The sequence below is a fragment of the Tessaracoccus bendigoensis DSM 12906 genome (assembly GCF_900141915.1).
GTDB classification, from domain to species: Bacteria; Actinomycetota; Actinomycetes; order Propionibacteriales; family Propionibacteriaceae; genus Arachnia; species Arachnia bendigoensis.
In genome coordinates this window covers 1-19785 of record NZ_FQZG01000079.1, presented here as the reverse complement: position 1 = coordinate 19785, position 19785 = coordinate 1, and the positions used below count along the sequence as shown (strand labels likewise).

Sequence of the window (19785 nt, the reverse complement as noted above, 5' to 3'; positions counted from 1 at the left end):
ACACCGTCGTTGCTTCAATGAGTTGCAAATCCTGCTCAAATCTGGGTCCAGCTGACGGGGCTCCGACGGCGGCTCAACCGCCGCTCAGTCCTCGACCGCCAGCAACGACAGCGCCTCCTCGACGCTCGCCGCCGTCTCGACCCCAGGCTCCTGCGGCGCCCGACGTACCACCACGACCTGCGCCCCCACCTCCGCCGCCACAAGCAGTTTCGCCGACGTGTGCGAGCCGCCAGAATCCTTGGTCACCAGGGCGTCGATGCGGTTGCGCCTGAACAGGTCCCGCTCACCCTCCAACGTGAAGGGGCCTTTGACCGCCAACAGTTCCCAACCTTCCGGCAGCGATGCGTCAGGGGGTTCGGCGACCCTTGCGAGGACGAACCGGTCATCGAGGGCAGGGGAGTAGTCGAGGGTGTGCTGCCTGCCGACGGTGAGCAGCACGCGCGCGCCGCGGACGGCAGCAGCCGCGGCAGCGTGGTCGTCGACCCAGTCCCAGCGCGGCGCATCGACATGAGAGCCCCAACTGGGTCTTTCCAACCGGATCAGCTGCACCCCGGCCGACCTGCAGGCCTGCACCGCATTCCGGCTCATAGTGACGGCGAACGGGTGCGTCGCGTCGATGACCGCCGAAATCCCACCGTCACGCAGGAACCCGATGAGACCGTCGACCCCGCCGAAACCTCCGGTGCGCACCTCGCCGACGGTGACAGGGTTGTCGGTGCGCCCAGCGAGTGAGTACACGTTCGGGACCCCGACCCGTCGGAGCGCTTCGCCGAGACGACGGCCCTCCGCCGTCCCCCCGAGGATGAGCACCGGGCCGGTCACCCCTACGCCTCCGAATTCGCCTCGGCCCGCAGCGCCTCGGGCTGGTAGACGCAGGTCGGGTCGCTGGCGAGCGGGTCGCCGAGCATCGCCTGTGCCCTTGCCCTCGACCCGCCGCAGATCCAGTTGAACTCGCACACGCCGCACTTGCCGGAGTACCCCGACGGGTCGCGCAACGCCTTCATCATCGGCGACCCGGCGTAGATCTCGTGGAACGGCTGCTCCTTCACCGAACCGCACCGGTGAGGCAGGAAGCCCGACGGGTAGACATCGCCGATGTGGTCGACGAACGCGAAGCCGCGACCCGAGTTCACTCCGATCGGCGGACGAGAGGGTCGGCGATCCGTGACCGGGCCGAGCAGCCTCTCGGTCTCTGCGGTCAGCCAGGCGTGCAGTTCCCCGGTTTCAGGCATCGGGAGTCCCGCGGAGCGGGCGTCGTCGCGTTGCAGGGCAACCCTGCGGTAGTTCGGGGCCTCGGTCACCTTGACGGCGATACGGTCGGAAACGTCATGCAGCCAGTGCAACACGTCCTCCATCTCGTCCGGGTCGAGGGGCTCGAGGTTCGAGCCGCGACCCATCGGCACCAGGAACAACACGTACCACATGCCGGCCCCCATGCCCTTGACGGTCTTCAGGATGCTCGGCAACTCCCGTAGGTTGTTGCGGCAAATCGTGGTGTTGACCTGGAACCGGAAACCGTGCTTGACCACCAGGTCAGCGGCTTCCAGGGAGTCCGTGAACGTGCCGTCGATCCCACGGAACGAGTCATGGGTCTCTGCCGTGGCCCCGTCGAGCGAGATGCTGAACGCCTTGACGCCCGCCTCGCGAACGGAACCCAGACGCTCGTCGGTCAGCAGCGGGGTGACCGATGGCGACAGCGCCATCGGCAGCCCGATCGACGTGCCGTAGCTGATCAGCTCCTCCAGATCGTCGCGCTCGAACGCGTCCCCACCGGAGAGGATCACGATCGGACGAGGGGTGCCGTAGGCCGCGAAGTCGTCGAGGAGCGCCTTGCCCTCGTCCGTGGTCAGTTGCCGGGGGTCGGCTCGGGTGAACGCGTCCGCTCTGCAGTGGCGACAGGCGAGTTGGCAGGCACGGGTGACCTCCCAGACAAGGACGTGCGGTCTCTCGTCGGGGGAATGGTGCAGGGTCCGGACGACGCCGCGCCGGGCGGCGTGTGGGTGCTCGACGGTGCTCACGAGCCGATACTACTGGCCGTAGTGTCACTCCCGGGCCCAGGGGCGGGGGTCGGGTTTGGGGTCGCCACACCGCTGCTGCCAACCGAACCTGTACTAGGGTCGGGTTGCGGAGGTGGTGGAATGAGCGACTATCAGGACTTCGATTTTGACAGCACCCAGAAGGAGGCGTGGGACGAGTTCTCACGCAGACTCGACGAGGTGCTCTCAGTCATGGACGCGACCGCCGACCTGACCATCTCCATAGCTCCCGCGGCTGAGGGCAGGCCGATGGCGGGGATCAGGTTCTCGATGGTCGCTCCGCAGCGGCTCGGCGGGTTCGTCACCGGGTCACAGGACGGGCACCCCAGCGCCGAGGAAGCCAAGCTGTTGAGCGACCTCGGCTGGTCCGAACCGACCGCCGAGATCACCCAGTTCCACACCTTTGAGGATCAGGAATCGTCGGCCTCGCTGGCCCGGCTCGCCACCGACACCCTCGTCGACGTGTTCTGCGTGCTGCACCCGATCTTCCTCGAGCCCGATCAATTGGCCGAGATCCTGAAGGGCCAGAGCAGTTGGCCACCGCTCGAAGCGCGGAAACTGGGCAAGGATGAGGTCTCCGTCCGCACCGCCAGCCAAGCCGAGCTCGACCAACTGGTTGACGGGGTGCTGCGTCGCAAGTTCGGGCACCCACCGCTGCGCAACGAGCAGGGCGACGTCGCCATCAGGGTCGGTTCGACCGTCGTGTTCCTCCGCTCGACGGCCGACGCGGCGGAACTAGTGCTGTTCTCCCCTCTCGTCCACGACGTGAGCGGTCGCTCCCGGGCTTGTGAGGTGCTCAACGACCTCAATGTGGAGTCCCGTTTCGGACGGTTCTCGTTGCACCGCGACCGCGTGTTCGTCCAGTTGTCGGTGCCCGCGCAGCCGTTCGTGCCAGCCCACCTCTTCCAGGCGCTGAGGGCGCTCAGCCAGATCGCCGACGCGATCGACGACGAACTGGCACACCGCCTCGGCGGCCGCACCACGTTCCAGGCATCCTGAAGCACCGCTCACCGTTCGACGCAACCCCCGCCCGCGCCCCGTAGGGCTGGGGCGAAGCCGCGGTTGGAGATAGTCTGAGCGTATGACGAGTGACCCGGGGCAGCACGTGACCTACTTCTCGAAGATCGAGGCGGACGAGTGCTGGGCGCTTCTCAGCGAAGCAGAGGTGGGCAGGATCGCCTGGCAGGGTGACAACGGAATATCCATCGTCCCCGTCAACTTCCGGCTCCACGGTCAGACCATCGTCTTCCAGACTGCCGACGGCGGCAGCCTCGCCCGTCTCGTCGAACCGACCGAGGTCGCCTTCCAGGCCGACGACATCGACGGGGAATCGGTCGTCGGCTGGTCGGTGCAGGTCCAGGGCCTCACCCGCTCGGCTGAAGCCGAGAAGGAAGGCCAGGTCAGCTGGCTGGCCGGGAGCCGTCCCGTCTGGATCGCGGTAACCGCAGGTGCCATAACCGGGCGTGTGATGTCCGGAACGAAAAGGAGCTGAGTCATGACCGAGCCCAACGACAGGCAGAACAACAACTCTGAACAGGAGAGCGCGTCGGCGACCCCGGCCCACGTCCCTCTCGTGGTTGTCGGCGTCGACGGCAGCGACGATGCACTTCGCGCCGTGCGCTTCGGCACGAACGCGGCCATGGTGCACGGCGGCGAGTTGATGCTCGTCAACGCGGTCGACGACACCCTGATGGCTGGGGCCTGGGGGGTCGTCTACGACCCCGAGGTCCTGCAGTCGGCCGGCGTCACGGCCAATGAGCAGGCCAAGGACGTCGCCCTCGAATTGGGGCTGGAAGAGTATCGGATCAAGACCGAGGTCGTGATGGGTTCGCCCGGTGGTGTCATGGCCCGGCTGAGTGAGGTCGCAGATCTCGTGGTGGTCGGCAGGCGTGCCGCGTCCGGCCTCGAACGGATGTTCGTGGGATCGACGTCGGTGTCCGTCGTCGCAAACTCCGCCTGCCCCGTGGTGCTCATCTCCGCCGCCGCGCACCCTGACAAGGTCGGCTCGAAGGGTCTGGTCGGGGTCGGTCTTCAGTCCTCGCCCGGGTCCGAGCACACCCTCAAGGCCGGGTTCCGTCAGGCGAAACTGCTCGGCGGGCGACTCGACATCGTACACGTGGTCCAGCCGCCGGTCGGCCTGTTCGCCCGCCGTCTGAGCCCCACGGAACTCGACGAGCAGATCCGGTTCGCCACTGGGGGCATCGAGGCGATCGCGCGGGAGACGGCCAAGGACTTCCCCGAGGTGGAATACCAAGTCAATGTGGTGACGGGCACGCCCATCAACGAACTGGTGAGCCGCAGCGCAAAGTACGACATGTTGGTGCTCGGCCTCGGTCAGCCCACCATCCCCGGGTTCGGGCTCGGCGGGCTGATGCGTGGTCTGATGGCCCACGCCGAGTGCCCGCTGTACATAATTCACGGATGACGGGAAGCGCCACACCCAACATCCAGGTCGATCCGTCGCTGCCGATCGCGACGGAGTCAGTAACGATTGCCAGGCTCATCCGCGACAACCAGGTGGTGATCGTCGCGGGTGAGACCGGGTCCGGGAAGACCACCCAGCTGCCGAAGATCTGTCTGCTCGCGGGCCGGGAGAGGATGGCGCACACCCAACCGCGGCGCATTGCGGCGCGCACGGTGGCGCAACGCATCGCGGCAGAGTGTGGGGTCGAGCTGGGCGACTTCGTCGGCTACCAGGTGCGATTCACCCGGAAGGTGTCGGCCGCCACCAGGATCAAGGTGATGACCGACGGCATCCTGTTGTCAGAGTTGACGCACGACAGGATGCTCAGCCGGTACGACACGATCATCATCGACGAGGCTCACGAACGCAGCCTGAACATCGACTTCCTGCTCGGGTACCTGAAGCAGTTGCTGCCGAAGCGTCCCGACCTCCGAGTCATCGTGACCTCCGCGACCATCGACACCGCCCGGTTCTCCGAGCACTTCGACGGCGCCCCGGTGGTGGAGGTGTCTGGGCGCACCTTCCCCGTCGAGGTTCTCTACCGCGATCCGCAGGCGGGAGAGGATGAGATCGACGCGGTCACGTCCTCGGTCGAGGAGATCGTCACCTCGTCGTCGACGGGCGACATCCTTGTGTTCCTCAGTGGGGAGCGTGAGATCCGGGACACGGCCGACGCGATCGAGGGTCTGGGAACGGGGCTTGAGGTGCTGCCGCTGTTCGCCCGGCTCTCGGCCGCAGACCAGCAGCGGGTGTTCGCGCCCCAGGCCCGGCGTCGGATCGTGCTGGCCACGAACGTCGCGGAGACCTCGATCACCGTGCCTCGGATCCGCTACGTGATCGACGCCGGTACCGCGCGCATCTCGCGCTACTCGGCGCGCACCAAGGTGCAGCGGCTGCCCATCGAACCCATCTCACAGGCTTCTGCCAACCAACGCTCCGGCCGCTGTGGCCGTGTCGGCCCCGGGGTGGCCATCCGGCTCTATTCGGAGGAGGATTTCCTGTCGCGCCCCGAGTTCTCCGACCCGGAGATCCTGCGCACCAACCTGGCCACCGTCATCCTTTTGATGGCGCAGGCCGGGCTGGGCGACATCGAGGCCTTCCCCTTCGTCGAGGCTCCCGTCATCTCGCATATCAACGACGGCGTGCGGGTGCTCAGCGAATTGGGCGCGATCCACCCGCGCAAGCGGCACGACCTTCTCCGTCTCACCCGAACCGGACGCATGCTGGCCCGGATGCCGGTCGACCCGAGGCTCGGAAGAATGCTGATCGAGGGCGCCAAGCGCGACTGCCTGGCGACCGTCCTGGTGCTGGTGGCCGGGCTGACGGTGCCCGACGTGCGCGAGCGGCCCGCCGACTTCCAGGCACAGGCGGACGAGTCGCACCGCCGATTCTGGAGCGGTGTGCCGGGCAGCGAACCCGTCAGGGAGCAGAAGGTTGAGCGACCGAAACGGCACACCGCCCACACCGGAACCCGGCCGGAGGCCGAGCAGAAGCAGTCCGCTCCAGAGGGTGGCGACTTCGAGGTCCTGCTGAACATGTGGACCTATCTTCGCACCCGGCGTCGTGAGCTGGGCAGCAGCGCCTTCCGACGCCTGTGCCGATCCGAATACCTCAGCTTCGTGCGGTTCCGGGAATGGGAGGATCTGGTCTCCCAGCTGAAGGAGGCGACCCGCGAACTCGATCTCGACACGAGTGGCCGCGGCACCATGCCCGAGGTGCTGACCAGCCTGCTCAGCGGGCTCCTCTCCAATGTCGGCCTGGCCGAACAGGAGCGCGCCAAGCGGCAGCCTGGCAAGCGTCGTCCGCTCACCGAGTATCAGGGGGCACGCGGCGCCCGGTTCGCGCTGCAGCCCGGCTCTTCACTCTCGAAGTCCACCCCGCCCCTGGTGATGGCCTTCGAACTGGTCGAGACCTCACGGCTCTGGGCCCGCACCGGCGCCGCGATTACCCCGGGGATGGTTGAACAGGTCGGGGGGCACGTCCTCACCCGGACCGTGTCCGAGCCGCACTGGTCGTCCAGATCGGCCTCGGTGCAGGCGTCGGAGAAGCTCAGCCTGTTCGGTGTCCCGATCGTCGCCGGTCGACCCACCGACTATGCGGCCGGTCACCCCGTCGAAGCGCGGGAGATCTTCATCCGCAGCGCGATGGTGGAAGGGGAGTGGGAGACCAGGAACAAGGTCGTCGCGGCCAACCGGGCGACGCTGAGGGAGGGGGAGTTGACCACCGACCGGATGCGCCGACCCGACCTGTTCATCTCCGACGACGCCCTTTATGCCTGGTTCGACGCGCGGGTGCCCACTGACGTGGTCTCCGGCGCCACCTTCGACAAGTGGCTGCGCCGAACGCCACAGGAGGAATGGCCGCGGCTCACCTTCGACGATGTCGTCGTCAATCCAGGCCAACTCAAACCATCCGACTTCCCCGACCGGTGGGAGGTGGGCCAGCACCGGCTGCCCGTCAGCTACGTCTACGAGCCGGGGGCAGGATCTGACGGCGTCACGGTCACGGTGCGGCTGGAGTTGCTCAACCAGTTGGACGGGGCCACGTTCAGTTGGCAGGTGCCGGGCCTGCGCCGCGAGTTGACGGTCGAGCTGATCCGCACCCTCCCCAAGGCCCTTCGCACCAGCTTCGTGCCCGCGCCCGACTACGCGCTCCGGGCCCTCGACAAGTTGAACGGAGAAGAAGGCTCCGGGTCATTCCCGGACGCCCTGGGACGCGCCCTGACGATGTTGACTGGCACCCGCGTCGTCGGCTCCGATTTCCAGCCGGAGAAGCTCAGCCCCCACCTGCGCCCGACCTTTGTGATCATCGACAACGGGCGCGAGATTGCCCGCGGCACCGACCTCGATGCGCTGGCGCAGAGGTTGTCCCCCAAGGTCGCCGAAAAGCTCACCCGATCGGCTGGGGGGCTCGTTTCCACGGGGCAACGGTCCTGGACGTTCGGGACCATCCCCACTCAGAGCAGCGTCGCCAAGGGGGTGGTGGGCTACCCCTCCCTGGTCGATGAAGGTGTCACGGTAGGGGTCGTGGTGCAAGACGATCCGTCCAAGGCGGCACGCTCACACGTCCACGGCGTCCGACGGTTGCTGACGTTGACGAATCCTGAGCCGGTCAAGTGGGTCGTCGCACACATGGGCCGGGTCGAGAAGCTCTCGCTGGCCGATTCCGCCTACCCGAACGTGCCATCGCTGTTGGCCGATGCCTGGCTCAAGGCGGGGGAACAGTTGGCCGCGGAACAGGGCCCGATCGTCGAGGTCCGAGACGAGGCCTCGTACCAGCGGGTGGCGTTGGCCGTGCGTCAGGAATGCCCCGGGCGGACCCTCGAGGTCGTCAACACCGCAGCCCACGCGCTGGCCGCGGTCGCACGGGCCCGCGTTCTGATCGGGACGGGAGCAACCCCGGCGGGCCGCGACGTCGGTGTGCAACTCGAAAACCTCTTCTTCAACCGGTTCATCTCGGCGACGCCCGACCCCTGGTTCGGTCACCTCCCACGCTATGCCCGGGCCGCCGTGCTCCGTCTGGAGGCCGCGGCCACGAACCCGGCCAGGGACGCGTCACTCCAGGCCCAGATCGACGAGGTGGAGGATCTGTATGAGGCCGTCGTCGACGCGCAGCCACCGGGGGCACTCAGCCCCAAGATCGAGGAGATCGCGTTCCTGATCGAGGAGTTCCGGGTCAGCATCTTCGCTCAACAGCTGCGCACGTCGGTGCCGATCTCGGCCAAGCGGATCAGGCAGGCCATCCGGCAGGCCTGATCCGTGGCAGGATTGGCCGGTGCCGAAAGACGTGACCGAACTCCTCTCCCTGTTCGAGCTTGAGCAGACGGGAGACCAGACGTTCCGCGGGCCGCAACCGCGCACCTTGATGCAGCGGCTCTTCGGAGGGCAGGTGCTCGGCCAGACCCTGATCGCCGCTGCCCGTACCGTCGAGCCGGGTCGCATTCCCCACTCCCTGAACGCCTATTTCCTCCGCCCCGGTGCGACGGATACCGCGCTGGATTTCGATGTCGAGGTGATGCGCGACGGCCGGACGTTCAGCAACCGGCGCGTCCTGGCACGCCAGGGGCAACGGGTGATCTTCGAGATGACCACGTCCTTTCAAGTTCCGGAAGTCGGCCTCGACCACTCGGCGGTCGCCCCGACAGATGTCGCCCCTCCCGAGGCTTCCCCCGAACTGGCGGAAGTGCTGGGTCGGCGCTTCGGGACCGGAGTCGCGCTGATTTCCGAATGGGACGCGCTCGAGGTACGTCTCGCGTCGCGGCCGGAACCGACCAGGCACGGCGGAAGCATGCGGGCCTGGGTCAGGACCAAGGAGGAGATGCCAGACGACGCGCTGCTCAACACCGCCGTGCTCGCCTACCTGAGCGACATGACGCTGCTCAGCGTCACGACCGTGCCGCACGAGGTGGAGTTCCTCTCGCCCAAGATGCAGGCCGCCTCGATCGACCACGCGATGTGGTTCCACCGTCGCACACACGTCGACCGCTGGCTGCTCTACGACATGATCTCGCCGTCGGCCTCCAACGCCCGCGGCTTTGCCATGGGCAGGCTGTTCCAGGACGGTGCCGCCGTCGCCTCTTGTGCGCAGGAGGGCCTGATCCGCGTCCTCGACTGATTGACGGCGGGCGCGGGGAGCATCCCACGCCCACCCAGGGAAGGCCGGATCGAAAGGTCAGCCCGAGAACCGGACGATGTTGTTGAACACCCACTTGGATGTCTGACGGTAGCCGGAGCCGGTCGCCTCGATCACCTTGGCCATGGCCCAGCTGCGGCAACCGTTTCGTCCCGTCGTCGGGGTCTCGCACTCGGTTCGCCACTGACGACCGTCAGAAGCGGTCCAGCCACCGGGCTCAGCCAGCGGGTTGCCGCTCCACAGCGACCTCGGAGCCGCAAGGTAGGTGAGGTTGTTGAAGGCCCAACCGTTGACCGCCACGAAGGAACCGGACCCCTGATGGATCTGGGTGGCCCAGATGAAGGTCCAGCAGCGTTCGGTCGCAGAATAGGGCTCGCAGACGGTCATCCAGCGCCGTCCTCCCGACTCATGGAAGCCGGGGGTCGCGTAGATGTCCACGTCTCCGGGCGGGGCCGACTGCGACGGGCTCGGGGACGGCGTGGGCGTGGGGGTCGGTGTGGGAGTCGGCGTGGGTGTGGGGGTGGGCGTCGGCTGGTTCGGATCGGCCAGCCCCGCCACTTCGGCGTCGGTCAGCGCCGCGTTGTAGACGCGCAGCTCGTCGATGGCACCTTGGAAGGGGGTGTCCCACCAGTTCACACCAAGGCTGAAGACACCGTCGGTGGTGGTCAGCACGTCAGGGAATCCGGTGCCTTCGAAGACCCTGGCACCGTTCAGCCAGGCGGTGAGGCGGCCGGAGTCCACGGTGAACGCGAGGTGGCTCCATGCGCCGGCGGGGATCCGGGAGCCGAGTGGGGCGTCGTACCACTGGGAACCGGACCAGAGCATCGACTGCCCTTGGACACCGTCATGGCCCTGCGGAAGGAGGCTTACCCAGGAGTCCTGGGTCCTGGCCGCGAAAAAGGCGGTGGTGTATTGCGTCGTCACCGTGGGGTTGATCCACAGGGCGACCGACCATGTCGAACCGGAGATGAGCCCTTCCGGCAGCCTGATGCCCGAGGCGCCATCGAATGCCGCGGCCTGCCCGACGACCCCGTCGATGAAGGTGATCTGACCGCCTTCGGTGCCGATCCTGGGGCCGCTGACGATGCCCGAGGTGCCACCGGATGCCTCTGTGAGGTCGCCGTCGAATGAGTAGGTCGCCAACAGCGTGCCGTCTGCACGAGCCGGAACCACCACCTCGAAGCTGACCTCGGCGCTCGCCGGTGGGTTGGTCACCTTCGCCGTGAGGGTGACGTGAGCGTCGACCTGTCCGGAATCCGGCCTGGTCACGGTGCCGTCGGTTGCGATGATCTCCGGGTGGGAACTGGTCCACGCGATGCCGGAGCCCTGGGTCCCGAGGGTGGGGAGGGTGAGATCGGCCACGGTGCTCGCCGGGAGGGTGAGGTCGGCGATCACGCGTTGAACCGCCTCGCCCGGTGCGACCTGCTCGATCTTGACCCCCCACAAGGCGGCCTGCCGTCCGGTCAGCCCGGTAAACGTCCATTCCCAATCGCCGGTGTTCTGATCGAACTGCCGGGTGAGCGTCAGGTCCGAGTCCGAGCCCTCTACGCTGACCCTGACGATGTCGGCGCTTGGCGTGCTCCACGATCCGGTCAGCGCCCCTGACACGCTCCCATCGCTGGAGAACGTGGCAACGGAAGCCTCATGGATGTCGGTGCCGATCGTCCGTGGAGCGTGGTCCACGATCGCCCAGTCGCCTTCCATCCTGGCTTCGTCAACCGAGTTGAGGGCATCGCCGCCGTATCGGAGAGGGGAAACGACGGGCCAGCCGTCGGCGTCGAAAAAGAACTGGTGCACGCGGATCTGGTGGGTCTCTCCCTGGCCGGGGAACCGGGTGTGGAAGATGAGGTATTGGTTGCCGGTCGCGTCGTCGGTGAAGGTGGTACTTCCGCCTGGGGACACGTAGCCGGTGCCGCGGCCGGTTCCGGGATCGCCCGGAACCCGTCCGAACTCGTAGTTGCCCATCAGTTTCACGGCGGTGTTCTCGATGCTTGCGTCATCGAACAGCGGCAGGGTCGGGTCGGCCTTCACCGTGGCCATGTCGCGGCCCTCGCGGTCGAGGTAGGGGCCGTCGGGAGTCGTGGAGCGGGCGACGCGGATGTTGTACCCGCCTGTTGAGTCGAGGCCGCCGTAGGTTACCAACAGGTAGTAGAAGCCGGTGGCCGCGTCGAAGTGGATGGCCGGGCCCTCGATCCTGGCGTGGTTACCGCCCCAGAGATGCTTGCCGTAGCCCTGGTCGGGGAGAGGAAATCCTGTGGCGGGGTCGAGTTCCAGGATGAAGATGCCGCCCGAATAGCTGCCGTAGACCATCCACCAGCGGCCATCCTCATCGACGAACACGTCCGGATCGACGACGTTCGGGTGGACGGTGGCGTCGTAGATGGTGCCATCCTCGCTCGTCTCGCCCCACATGCCTGAGCGGAGGAAGATCCCCTGGTCCACATACGGCCCGGTGACTTCGTCGGCCACCGCCAGCCCCATGGCTGAGCGGGGGGAGTCACCCTTGCAGGCGTTGTACCACATCGCGAACCTGCCATCCGGGAGTTGCCGGACGTCCGGGGCCCACAACGTGTCGGTCTGGGCCCATTCAAGAGCCTCGGCGAGTTCCTGCGTGACATCGTTGAACAAGGGGTTCTCCGCGTTCACTCCCTCGGCCACCTGGTCCCAGGCCATCAGGTCCCAGCTCGAAGCCACCTGGAGGTGGGAGCCGAAGACGTAGTGGACGCCGTCGACCTCGATGTGGTCGGGGTCGTGGACCGTGGCGTCCTGGAACTGGGGAGGAGCGGCAGCGGCGACCTGGGTGGCGGGCGACAAGGCCGCGGACCCTCCGCCCAGCAGCGCGAGACTGAGGCCGAGGGAGAGCAGTACCCTCAGGCCCTTGGTCGATGATGGCATGGCTGGAGACTCCTTCTTTGGAGCTTGCATCTGTGCAAGGCGTGAGCTTGGCCTGCGGGATAGTTGAGTCGCAGGCACCTGGGATTTCATCTACAACGTTGTAAACGAGATCATTGCACGCCCTCGTCCGAGGCGCAATGGGTGGACGTCTTGTGAGATGGTCCAGCCGTCGCCGATCGGACAGCAAAAGACCCGCGCCCCCCGCAAGGATGCGGGGAGCGCGGGTCTTGGCCGGTCAGCGCGTCAGGCGGCAACACCTTCGCGGGCGCGCATGGTGGCAAGAGCCTGCCGCTCGATCTGGCGCACCCGTTCCGCGGTGATGCCCCAGTGGGTGCCGATGTCGGCGAGCTTGGCCTGGCGACCGTCGAGGAGCCCGTAGCGGCGACGAACCACGTCCTGGGAGCGTTCGTCCAGGCTGGAGAGCATGTCGTCGAGCCTGGCCCGCTCTTCGGCGTCGAGCACCATCTCGTCCGGGCCCGGTGCCGTTTCGCGGGCGATCAGGTCGCCGAGTGCGGTGTCGCCGTCGGCCTCGACCGGTGCGTCGAGCGAGACGTGGTCACGCGAGTAGCGCAGCAGATCCACGATCCTGGATTCCTCCAGCCCGAGTTCCTCGGCGATCTCGATGAGTTCGGGTTCGCGGCCCAGTTGGCGTTCGAGGTTGCGGCGCACCGCCGAGACCTGGTTGACCTGTTCGGCCACATGCACGGGGAGGCGCACGATGCGTCCCTGCTGCGCGATGCCGCGGGAGATCGCCTGCCGCACCCACCAGGTCGCATAGGTGGAGAACTTGAAGCCCTTTGCGTAGTCGAACTTCTCGACCGCGCGGATCAGGCCCGTGTTGCCTTCCTGGACCAGGTCGAGCAGCGGCATCTGCGCGCGACCGTACTTGCGGGCCACAGAGACCACGAGGCGCAGGTTGGCCTGCACGAACTGCTGCATGGCACGTTCGCCTTCTGCGGCGACCTCCCGCAGTTCGTCGTCGGTGGCTTTGACCGACGAGGTAGCCTCGCCATCGAGGACCTTCTGGGCGTAGAGCCCGGCTTCGATGCTCCGCGCGAGTTCCACTTCGCCCAGGGCGGTGAGTAGGGGGGTCTTTGCGATGGCGTCGAGGTAGAGCCCCACCGCGTCCTTGCCGTCAATGCCATCAGAGTTACGCATACGTGTAGAAGTATTCATGATCAGATCGGACCTTTCGCCAGTCGTCATCTACTACAACGCACAGCCAGTACCCCAAGTTCCACTTTGTTACACGCTGTGGGCGAACTCATCCCCAGGTCTGACGCTTCGGAAGCCGCACCCCGACCCTGGTAGGGGTAGACCCTGAGGGATTTCGTGTTTGAGTACCGGGGCATCGCGTGCCAGAATGGACGACGCGTAACCCTTGACTGATACGGGGCGGCGCATGCGCAAAAATCAGCCGTCTGGCTCGAGAGGACAACCGTGACGCAGAACGCTGAAGGCACCGGCAAGGCACCCCGCACCCGTCGTAGTACTGCCGAAGACAGCGCCGCCGCGCCCAAGGCAGCGACGCGCAGGACGAGAACGACGGGGGCCACCTCGACTCGTGCCAAGAAGGCGCCAGCGAAGGCCGCCGGGCCGACGATCGCCCAAGCTTCCACCGGTGAGGTGGAGGTGCAGTTCAAGCGCGAAGGCGACGATGTCGTGCTCACGCTCGGGGGTAAGAAGCGCTCGCTGGACGAGGTCGACGATTCCAAGTTCGAAGAGGCCAAGGAAGCGCCGCTCGAGAAGGAACTGACCTCCGAGGACGAAGGGTTCGCGCTCTCCGACTCCGACGACGCCGATGAGCCGGAACAGCAGGTGGTCTCTGCGGGTGCCACGGCCGACCCGGTCAAGGACTACCTGAAGCAGATCGGCAAGGTCGCGCTGCTGAATGCCGTGCAGGAGGTCGAACTCGCCAAGCGGATCGAGGCCGGCCTCTTCGCGGAGGAACGGATCGGCTCCACCGATGGAGTGGCCGCGGCCGACCTGGAGGACTTCGAGTGGATCTCGGACGACGGGCACCGGGCTAAGAACCACCTTCTCGAGGCCAACCTCCGGCTCGTGGTCTCGCTCGCCAAGCGCTACACGGGCCGCGGCATGCTCTTCCTAGACCTGATCCAGGAGGGCAACCTCGGCCTGATCCGTGCGGTCGAGAAGTTCGACTACACCAAGGGCTACAAGTTCTCCACGTATGCCACCTGGTGGATCAAGCAGGCGATCACCCGCGCGATGGCCGACCAGGCCCGCACGATCCGCATCCCCGTCCACATGGTCGAAGTGATCAACAAGCTGGCCAGGGTCCAGCGGCAGATGCTGCAGGATCTCGGTCGCGAACCAACCCCGGAGGAGTTGGCGGTCGAGCTGGACATGACGCCCGAGAAGGTCGTCGAGGTCCAGAAGTACGGCCGCGAGCCCATCTCGCTGCACACCCCGCTCGGTGAGGACGGCGACTCCGAGTTCGGCGACCTGATCGAGGACTCCGAGGCGGTCGTGCCTGCCGATGCGGTCAACTTCACCCTGCTGCAGGAACAGCTCAACGACGTCCTGGACACGCTGAGCGAGCGCGAGGCAGGCGTCGTCAGCATGCGGTTCGGCCTGACTGACGGCCAGCCGAAGACGCTGGACGAGATCGGTAAGGTCTACGGCGTAACGCGCGAGCGGATCCGCCAGATCGAATCCAAGACGATGTCGAAGCTGCGGCACCCGTCCCGTTCACAGGTGCTTCGCGACTACCTCGACTGATCAGGCGGTGCGTCGGCGCGCCAGGCCGACGAAGTTGCTGAGGATGCGGTGTACCTCGGGAGTGATTGTCGCCGATTCTGCGAAGCTCACCAGTTCCTGGGTCTCCGACGGGTCGAAGTAGCCTTCCTCCTTGTAGATCCGGATGCGGGAAGCCATCCCCACCCGGTCGAGTTCCGGGTGGAACTGCGTCGCGTACACGAAATCCCCGACCCTGAACGCCTGGACGGGGCAGACGTCGCCGCTGGCCAGGAGCACCGCGCCGGGGGCCAGTTCCCTGGACGCCTCCTTGTGCCCGACGAACGCGCCCAACCTTGAGGGAACCCCCTCAAACAGGGGGTCGCCCTCGCCCTCCGGTGTGAGGGTGACGTCTGCGACGCTGACCGGTTCGCCGTAGGTCCGGTCCACGATGCCGCCCAGCCGGCTGGACACCGCCCCGATGCCGTAGCAGAGACCCAGCAGGGGGAAGTCGCGTTGGATCACCTCATCGAGGACGCGACCCAGGTCGGCCTCGACCCGGAGTTGCAGGCCCGACTTGTCGGTATCGCTGGCGTTGAACGGGCCTCCGCCAAGGAAGACGCCGGTGTAGTCGTCGAGGTTGATAGGTGGGAGTGGGGCCGCCTCTACGCGCACCTGCACGAGGTCGTCGTCGGCGAGGCGCCCAAGGCGGACGACCGCCTCCCGTTCACCCTCGGTGGCCTCGTCCTCCGGGCGGGTGCTGAGGAGCAGGAACGGCTTCATTCGACTTCCTTGAACTTCGGGGTGGCTGAGCGCAATTCGTCGACGAGCAGGCGCGCCCCCGAGACCGCATCGCCTGCCCGGCGCTGCCTCAGATAGCTGGGTCCGCCCTCGACGAGCCGACGCACGTCTTCCAACTGCTCGGGGCAGCCGAGCTCGTCTGCGATGTCGCGAAGCTCTTCCACCCACCTGATGATCCCGTCGTGGACGTGGATCAGGTATTCCTCTTTGCGGGTGGTGATCACATCGGCCGCCAGCCCGTAGCGTGCGGCGCGCCACTTGTTCTCGCGCATGAACCAGTACGGCAGTCGGTCGATCGGCTCACCGACCGCCAGCGCCCGTGACATCCGTTCGACCAGGCACTGGCTGAAGGCGCACAACGCCCCCACCTCCATGAGGCTCGGCACCGAGTCCATGATCCGGTTCTCGACCGTTCCCCAGGTCGATGGACGCACATCCCAGCGGATCTCCGAGGGGCTCTGGATCATGCCGACCCCCTCCAACTGGGATGCGTACCGCTCCAACTCGTCCCAGTCGGCCATGTGGTAAGGCAGGCCGTTGGTCGGCAACTGCTGGAACATCATCGTGCGCTGTGAGGCGAACTTGGTGTCCTCGCCCATCCAGAACGGGGAGGATGCGGACAAAGCTATGAAGTACGGAGTGAAGCGGGCGATGCCGTAGACGATGGGAAGCGCCTTCTCACGGGCGTCGATGCCGGTATGGATGTGCAGGCCGTTGATCGCCATCCGGCGGCCCCACCAGGCGTTGCGTTCGGTGACGCGCCGGTACTGCGGCTTGTCGCCGGGGGACTGTTCCTTCGGGTCGCCGAACGGGTGGGCCCCGGCGCCCAGCAGGGTGAGGCCGTGCGGTTCGAGGATCGACAGCGAATGCTCCAGCAGGCCACGCATCTCGGCGATCGCGGACGGGACGCTCTGGTGTACCCCGGAGACCAGCTCGATCATCGAGGTGAGGTACTCGCGGCGGATCGGCCCATCGGTCGGGTCGTCGACGGTGCTGAGCAGCACCTCCGCACCGGGGACCTGCTCGAGGGTCCCGGCGTCGACCACGGCCAGTTCCCATTCGATGCCGACGCTGGATTGGCGCGACCGCCCGAACTTGATCTTCATGGCCCCTCCAGATGAACTGGATGCACTTTAACAACGCCACATCCCCGGCCGGTGTGGACTCCAAGAAGCGGACGTCGAGCCGGTGAATGGAGCCACCGATCCGGCGTGGCTTGTGTGTCGGTCATGGTCGTGGCCGCCCCGTCCTCGAACCGGCCTGTACCGGCTGCCGGCAGGGCGCGTAGCTGGCAGGATGTGTTGAAGGTTGCCGATGGGGGTGGTTTGGATGGTTGGCCTTGTCCATGTGATCGGTTCGCGCGTTCGCCTGGCTGGAACGTCCGAGGCCGAGTTGGCCGTCACGGACGAAATCAGGCTCCGATGGAAGAGTTGGATCGACGGCTACCGTTACGCGGTGGGTAGTGGCCGCCCCGACGGGCTGCTCGCCATCGGCCAGGAGATGCTGCGTTGGCTGGATTCCACAGGCTGGGCGGCACATTGGCTTGCCCATCCCGGGGCGCGTGAGCTGGAGATTGTCGGCGACTCCCCGGAGACGGCCGACCAGCAGCGGGTTTTGGCGCTGCCATGGGAGTTGCTCGCGACCGGGCAGGGATTCCTGGCCGCCGACGGGGTCCAGCCGTTCGTTGTTTGGCGCCGGATCGGTCGGCAATGCGCACCGGTCCCGGCCGAGCATTGTGACCTGTCGGTGTTGTTCATGGCGGCCTCGCCGGATGCGGCCGGCTCGGGCCTGCGGATTTCGGATCTGGACTACGAGGCCGAGGAGGCAGCGATCCTGGCGGCGAGCCGCCCCACCGCCTTGAACATGGCGGTCGAGGAGAGCGGCTGTGTGGAGTTCCTGCGCGACCGGTTGTCCGGCGAGGAACTGTTCGAGGTTCTGCATCTTTCATGTCATGGGACCGTGCTGAAGCCCGACGAGGCGGCCCCGCTCTCCCGTTTCGGTGCCCAACCTGGACCGGCTCTGGTGCTCGAGTCCGCGGTGGGGGCAGTTGAGTTCGTGTCCCCAGCCGATCTGGCTGGGGCGTGGGCAGATCGAGTGCCGGGGCTGGTGTTCCTCTCTGCCTGCCGGACTGCGGAGGCCGACGGCAGCGCCGTGGAGTCTTTCGCTCGGGCGCTGGTGCGTGCGGTGCCTGCGGTCCTTGGCTGGGACGGTTCGGTCTATGACCATGACGCCATTGCCTTCTCATCGTCGCTCTACGATGGCTTGTCGCGTTTCGAGCCTCCTGCCTTCGCCGCGGCGGTTGCCCGCAGGGAACTGCTGCGGAAGCATCTGGCCGATCCGGCGTCGGGCGCCCATTGGCACCTTGCCCGCGTCTGGGTGGGAGCGGGCGGCGGGGGTCCGCTGTGCGTGAGGACCGGTGAGCGGCGCCGCTTCGCCCGGAATGCCGGTGTTCAGGCGTTCCTTGATGTGAAGAACCAGCGGGTGCCGGTCGCGAGCCCGGAGGAGTTCGTCGGCAGACGCCGAGAGCTGCAGCAGGTGCTGCGGGCATTCCGGGCCGACTCGGCTCCCGGTGTGGTGATTCATGGGATGGGCAACCTCGGCAAGTCGAGCCTCGCGGCGCGGATCGCCTCGCGCCTGCCGGACCTCAGGACAGTTGTCATCGTCGACGATTACGATCCTCTGGCGGTGTTCGACCGGATCGTTGCTGCCGTGCCTGCCGACAGCCGCCGGGATGTCTCGGAGAAGTGGAGACAGCGCATCGCAGGAGACGATGAGCTGCTCGCCGATGCCGTCGAGGACATCCTCGACAATGCGCTGCGGAGCCACCCGATACTTCTCGTGGTGGACGACTTGGAGCAGGCGCTGGAGATTCCATCGCCCGGGCAACAACTGGTGCCGGTGCGTCAGGACCACGGTTGGCGATCCGCGATAGTGTCCCTGATCCGGGCCTTCGGGGAGCGGGGACGATCGCGGTTGCTGTTCACCACGCGCTACGACTTCGAGGCGCTGGATTCCAGGGGCCGCGACCTGGCCTCCCGGTTGGTGAGGGTTGCGTTGACTCCGTTCAACGCACGCCAGCAGGACAAGCAACTCCACGCAGCGCTACTGGCTCGACGACCGGCCGACGCAACCATGCGGGCAGTGGCTGCGTTGACATGCGACGAGGTGACGGCGCGGGCGATGGCGGCGGCGAGGGGCAACCCAGGTCTGCAGAACCTGTTGACCACGCGCATCCTGACCGGTGAGATCGACGCGGCCGTCGCGGCGATCGAGAGCATCGAAGCCTACGTCCATTGCGAGGACACCGCCGGTGTCACCGACCAGGTATCCAGTAACTCAACCGTCGACTTCTTCCGGCGGATGGCGTTCGAACGTTACCGGCAAGCACTGACCGACGATGAGGCGGAGGCCCTCCGCACGCTACTGCTGATCGGCTCTGGCGCCTGGCCTGCAGAGGTCGATGCAGCCGCGCTCGAGCGGCTCCCCCTTGGGGAGATTCCGGTTCCCCTGTCGGTGGCTCAGGCCCTGGCGGCCAGAGCCGGGGTCAGCGATCCGGGGAGGGCCGTGCAGCGTCTGGTGTCACTGGGGCTGGTCGATTCCTACAGCGACAGGATCGGGCTGGGAGGCGAGGGGGTCGCCGTCAACCCGCTGGCCCGCCCGCTGGTCGAACAACTCGGCGCGCAGGACACCGTCCTGCTCGCCGAGGCGGCGATGACCCATCTCGCCAGCGCATGGTGCCACCCATCCTCAACGCGTTGGCCGGTTGATGCACGTTCGCTGGAGGCAACCCGGCTTGCCCTGCTCGCGGGCGACGCGGCCAGGTCACAATCCGCGGCGTTGGCCACTGTAAATTACCTGTTCGACAACTTGGGGACCGCGGTGGCAGCTTGTGCGGCCCTGGCCGTCAGCGTCGCCGCACTCGACCTCGCCCTCCGCACCGGTGTGGCTCCGGACCTGATACTCCTTCGACGAGCCTCCGAGATCGCCACTCGCATCGGCGATGCGGAGGCACGCCGACACCTGAACGAGATCAGCCAAGAACCCGGGCCAGGAGAAGACCTCGGAGCGCGGGCAGGACTCGATGCAACCAGGGCAGACGATCTCGCCACCCGCGGCAAAGTGGATTCCGCGATGGCCCTGCTCCGCGGCGCAAGCACCACCTTTGAGCAGATTGGGGATACCCGGTCGCGGGCGGTCACGATGGGCAAGATCGCTGACATCCTCACTCAGCAGGGGCAGGTGGTTGAGGCGCTGCGGATC

The 19785-nt window shown here is 66.8% G+C and carries 12 protein-coding genes and 1 pseudogene; 7 read left to right on the top strand and 6 right to left on the bottom strand.

What is annotated here, in order from left to right; translation table 11 throughout:
- Positions 1 to 84: 84 nt before the first annotated feature.
- The gene (locus tag BUC15_RS16150; protein ID WP_245788016.1) at positions 85 to 822 is read right to left on the bottom strand and encodes a cobalt-precorrin-6A reductase; all 738 of its coding nucleotides are present in this window, start codon (positions 820 to 822) and stop codon (positions 85 to 87) included.
- Positions 823 to 824: 2 nt separating this feature from the next.
- Positions 825 to 2018: a TIGR04053 family radical SAM/SPASM domain-containing protein gene (locus BUC15_RS16145; RefSeq protein WP_073190230.1), complete on the bottom strand. Its 1194-nt coding sequence runs from the start codon at positions 2016 to 2018 to the stop codon at positions 825 to 827.
- A 120-nt stretch (positions 2019 to 2138) separates the two neighbouring features.
- Between BUC15_RS16145 and BUC15_RS16140 the strand changes: the two genes are divergently transcribed.
- The 5 genes from BUC15_RS16140 to BUC15_RS16120 all read left to right on the top strand — a co-directional run bounded on the left by BUC15_RS16140 (position 2139) and on the right by BUC15_RS16120 (position 9114).
- Positions 2139 to 3035 (top strand): T3SS (YopN, CesT) and YbjN peptide-binding chaperone 1, encoded by an 897-nt coding sequence (locus BUC15_RS16140; protein ID WP_073190229.1) that lies wholly within the window; start codon positions 2139 to 2141, stop codon positions 3033 to 3035.
- Positions 3036 to 3117: 82 nt separating this feature from the next.
- The gene (locus tag BUC15_RS16135; protein ID WP_073190228.1) at positions 3118 to 3528 is read left to right on the top strand and encodes a pyridoxamine 5'-phosphate oxidase family protein; all 411 of its coding nucleotides are present in this window, start codon (positions 3118 to 3120) and stop codon (positions 3526 to 3528) included.
- A gap of 3 nt (positions 3529 to 3531) precedes the next feature.
- A complete protein-coding gene (locus BUC15_RS16130; protein ID WP_073190227.1) occupies positions 3532 to 4461 on the top strand; it encodes a universal stress protein in 930 nt (309 codons plus the stop codon).
- Entirely contained in the window at positions 4458 to 8255 is a 3798-nt protein-coding gene (gene hrpA / locus BUC15_RS16125; RefSeq protein ID WP_073190226.1) for an ATP-dependent RNA helicase HrpA, read from the top strand. The genes BUC15_RS16130 and hrpA overlap by 4 nt, the downstream gene beginning before the upstream one ends.
- A 19-nt stretch (positions 8256 to 8274) precedes the next feature.
- The gene (locus BUC15_RS16120; RefSeq protein ID WP_073190225.1) at positions 8275 to 9114 is read left to right on the top strand and encodes an acyl-CoA thioesterase; all 840 of its coding nucleotides are present in this window, start codon (positions 8275 to 8277) and stop codon (positions 9112 to 9114) included.
- Between the two features lie 57 nt (positions 9115 to 9171).
- Here BUC15_RS16120 and BUC15_RS16115 read toward each other — a convergent pair whose 3' ends face one another.
- Positions 9172 to 12027, bottom strand: coding sequence for a LamG-like jellyroll fold domain-containing protein (locus BUC15_RS16115; protein WP_073190224.1), 2856 nt, complete (start codon positions 12025 to 12027; stop codon positions 9172 to 9174).
- Positions 12028 to 12270: 243 nt separating this feature from the next.
- A complete protein-coding gene (locus BUC15_RS16110; protein ID WP_073190231.1) occupies positions 12271 to 13203 on the bottom strand; it encodes a sigma-70 family RNA polymerase sigma factor in 933 nt (310 codons plus the stop codon).
- A gap of 267 nt (positions 13204 to 13470) precedes the next feature.
- Between BUC15_RS16110 and BUC15_RS16105 the strand changes: the two are divergent.
- A pseudogene (locus tag BUC15_RS16105) lies at positions 13471 to 14769 on the top strand (RNA polymerase sigma factor); the annotation flags it as partial.
- Here the strand turns inward: BUC15_RS16105 and BUC15_RS16100 are convergent.
- Together BUC15_RS16100 and BUC15_RS16095 are read right to left on the bottom strand one after the other, a co-directional pair.
- A complete protein-coding gene (locus BUC15_RS16100) occupies positions 14770 to 15507 on the bottom strand; it encodes a glutamine amidotransferase (protein WP_073190223.1) in 738 nt (245 codons plus the stop codon). It lies immediately after the preceding pseudogene.
- On the bottom strand, positions 15504 to 16631 hold the full coding sequence (locus tag BUC15_RS16095) for a carboxylate-amine ligase (RefSeq protein ID WP_073190221.1): 1128 nt from the start codon (positions 16629 to 16631) through the stop codon (positions 15504 to 15506). The genes BUC15_RS16100 and BUC15_RS16095 overlap by 4 nt, the downstream gene beginning before the upstream one ends.
- Before the next feature lie 223 nt (positions 16632 to 16854).
- Between BUC15_RS16095 and BUC15_RS16090 the strand changes: the two genes are divergently transcribed.
- Positions 16855 to 19785 (top strand): AAA family ATPase (locus BUC15_RS16090; RefSeq protein WP_175558379.1); only part of this gene is annotated, 2931 nt, incomplete at its 3' end.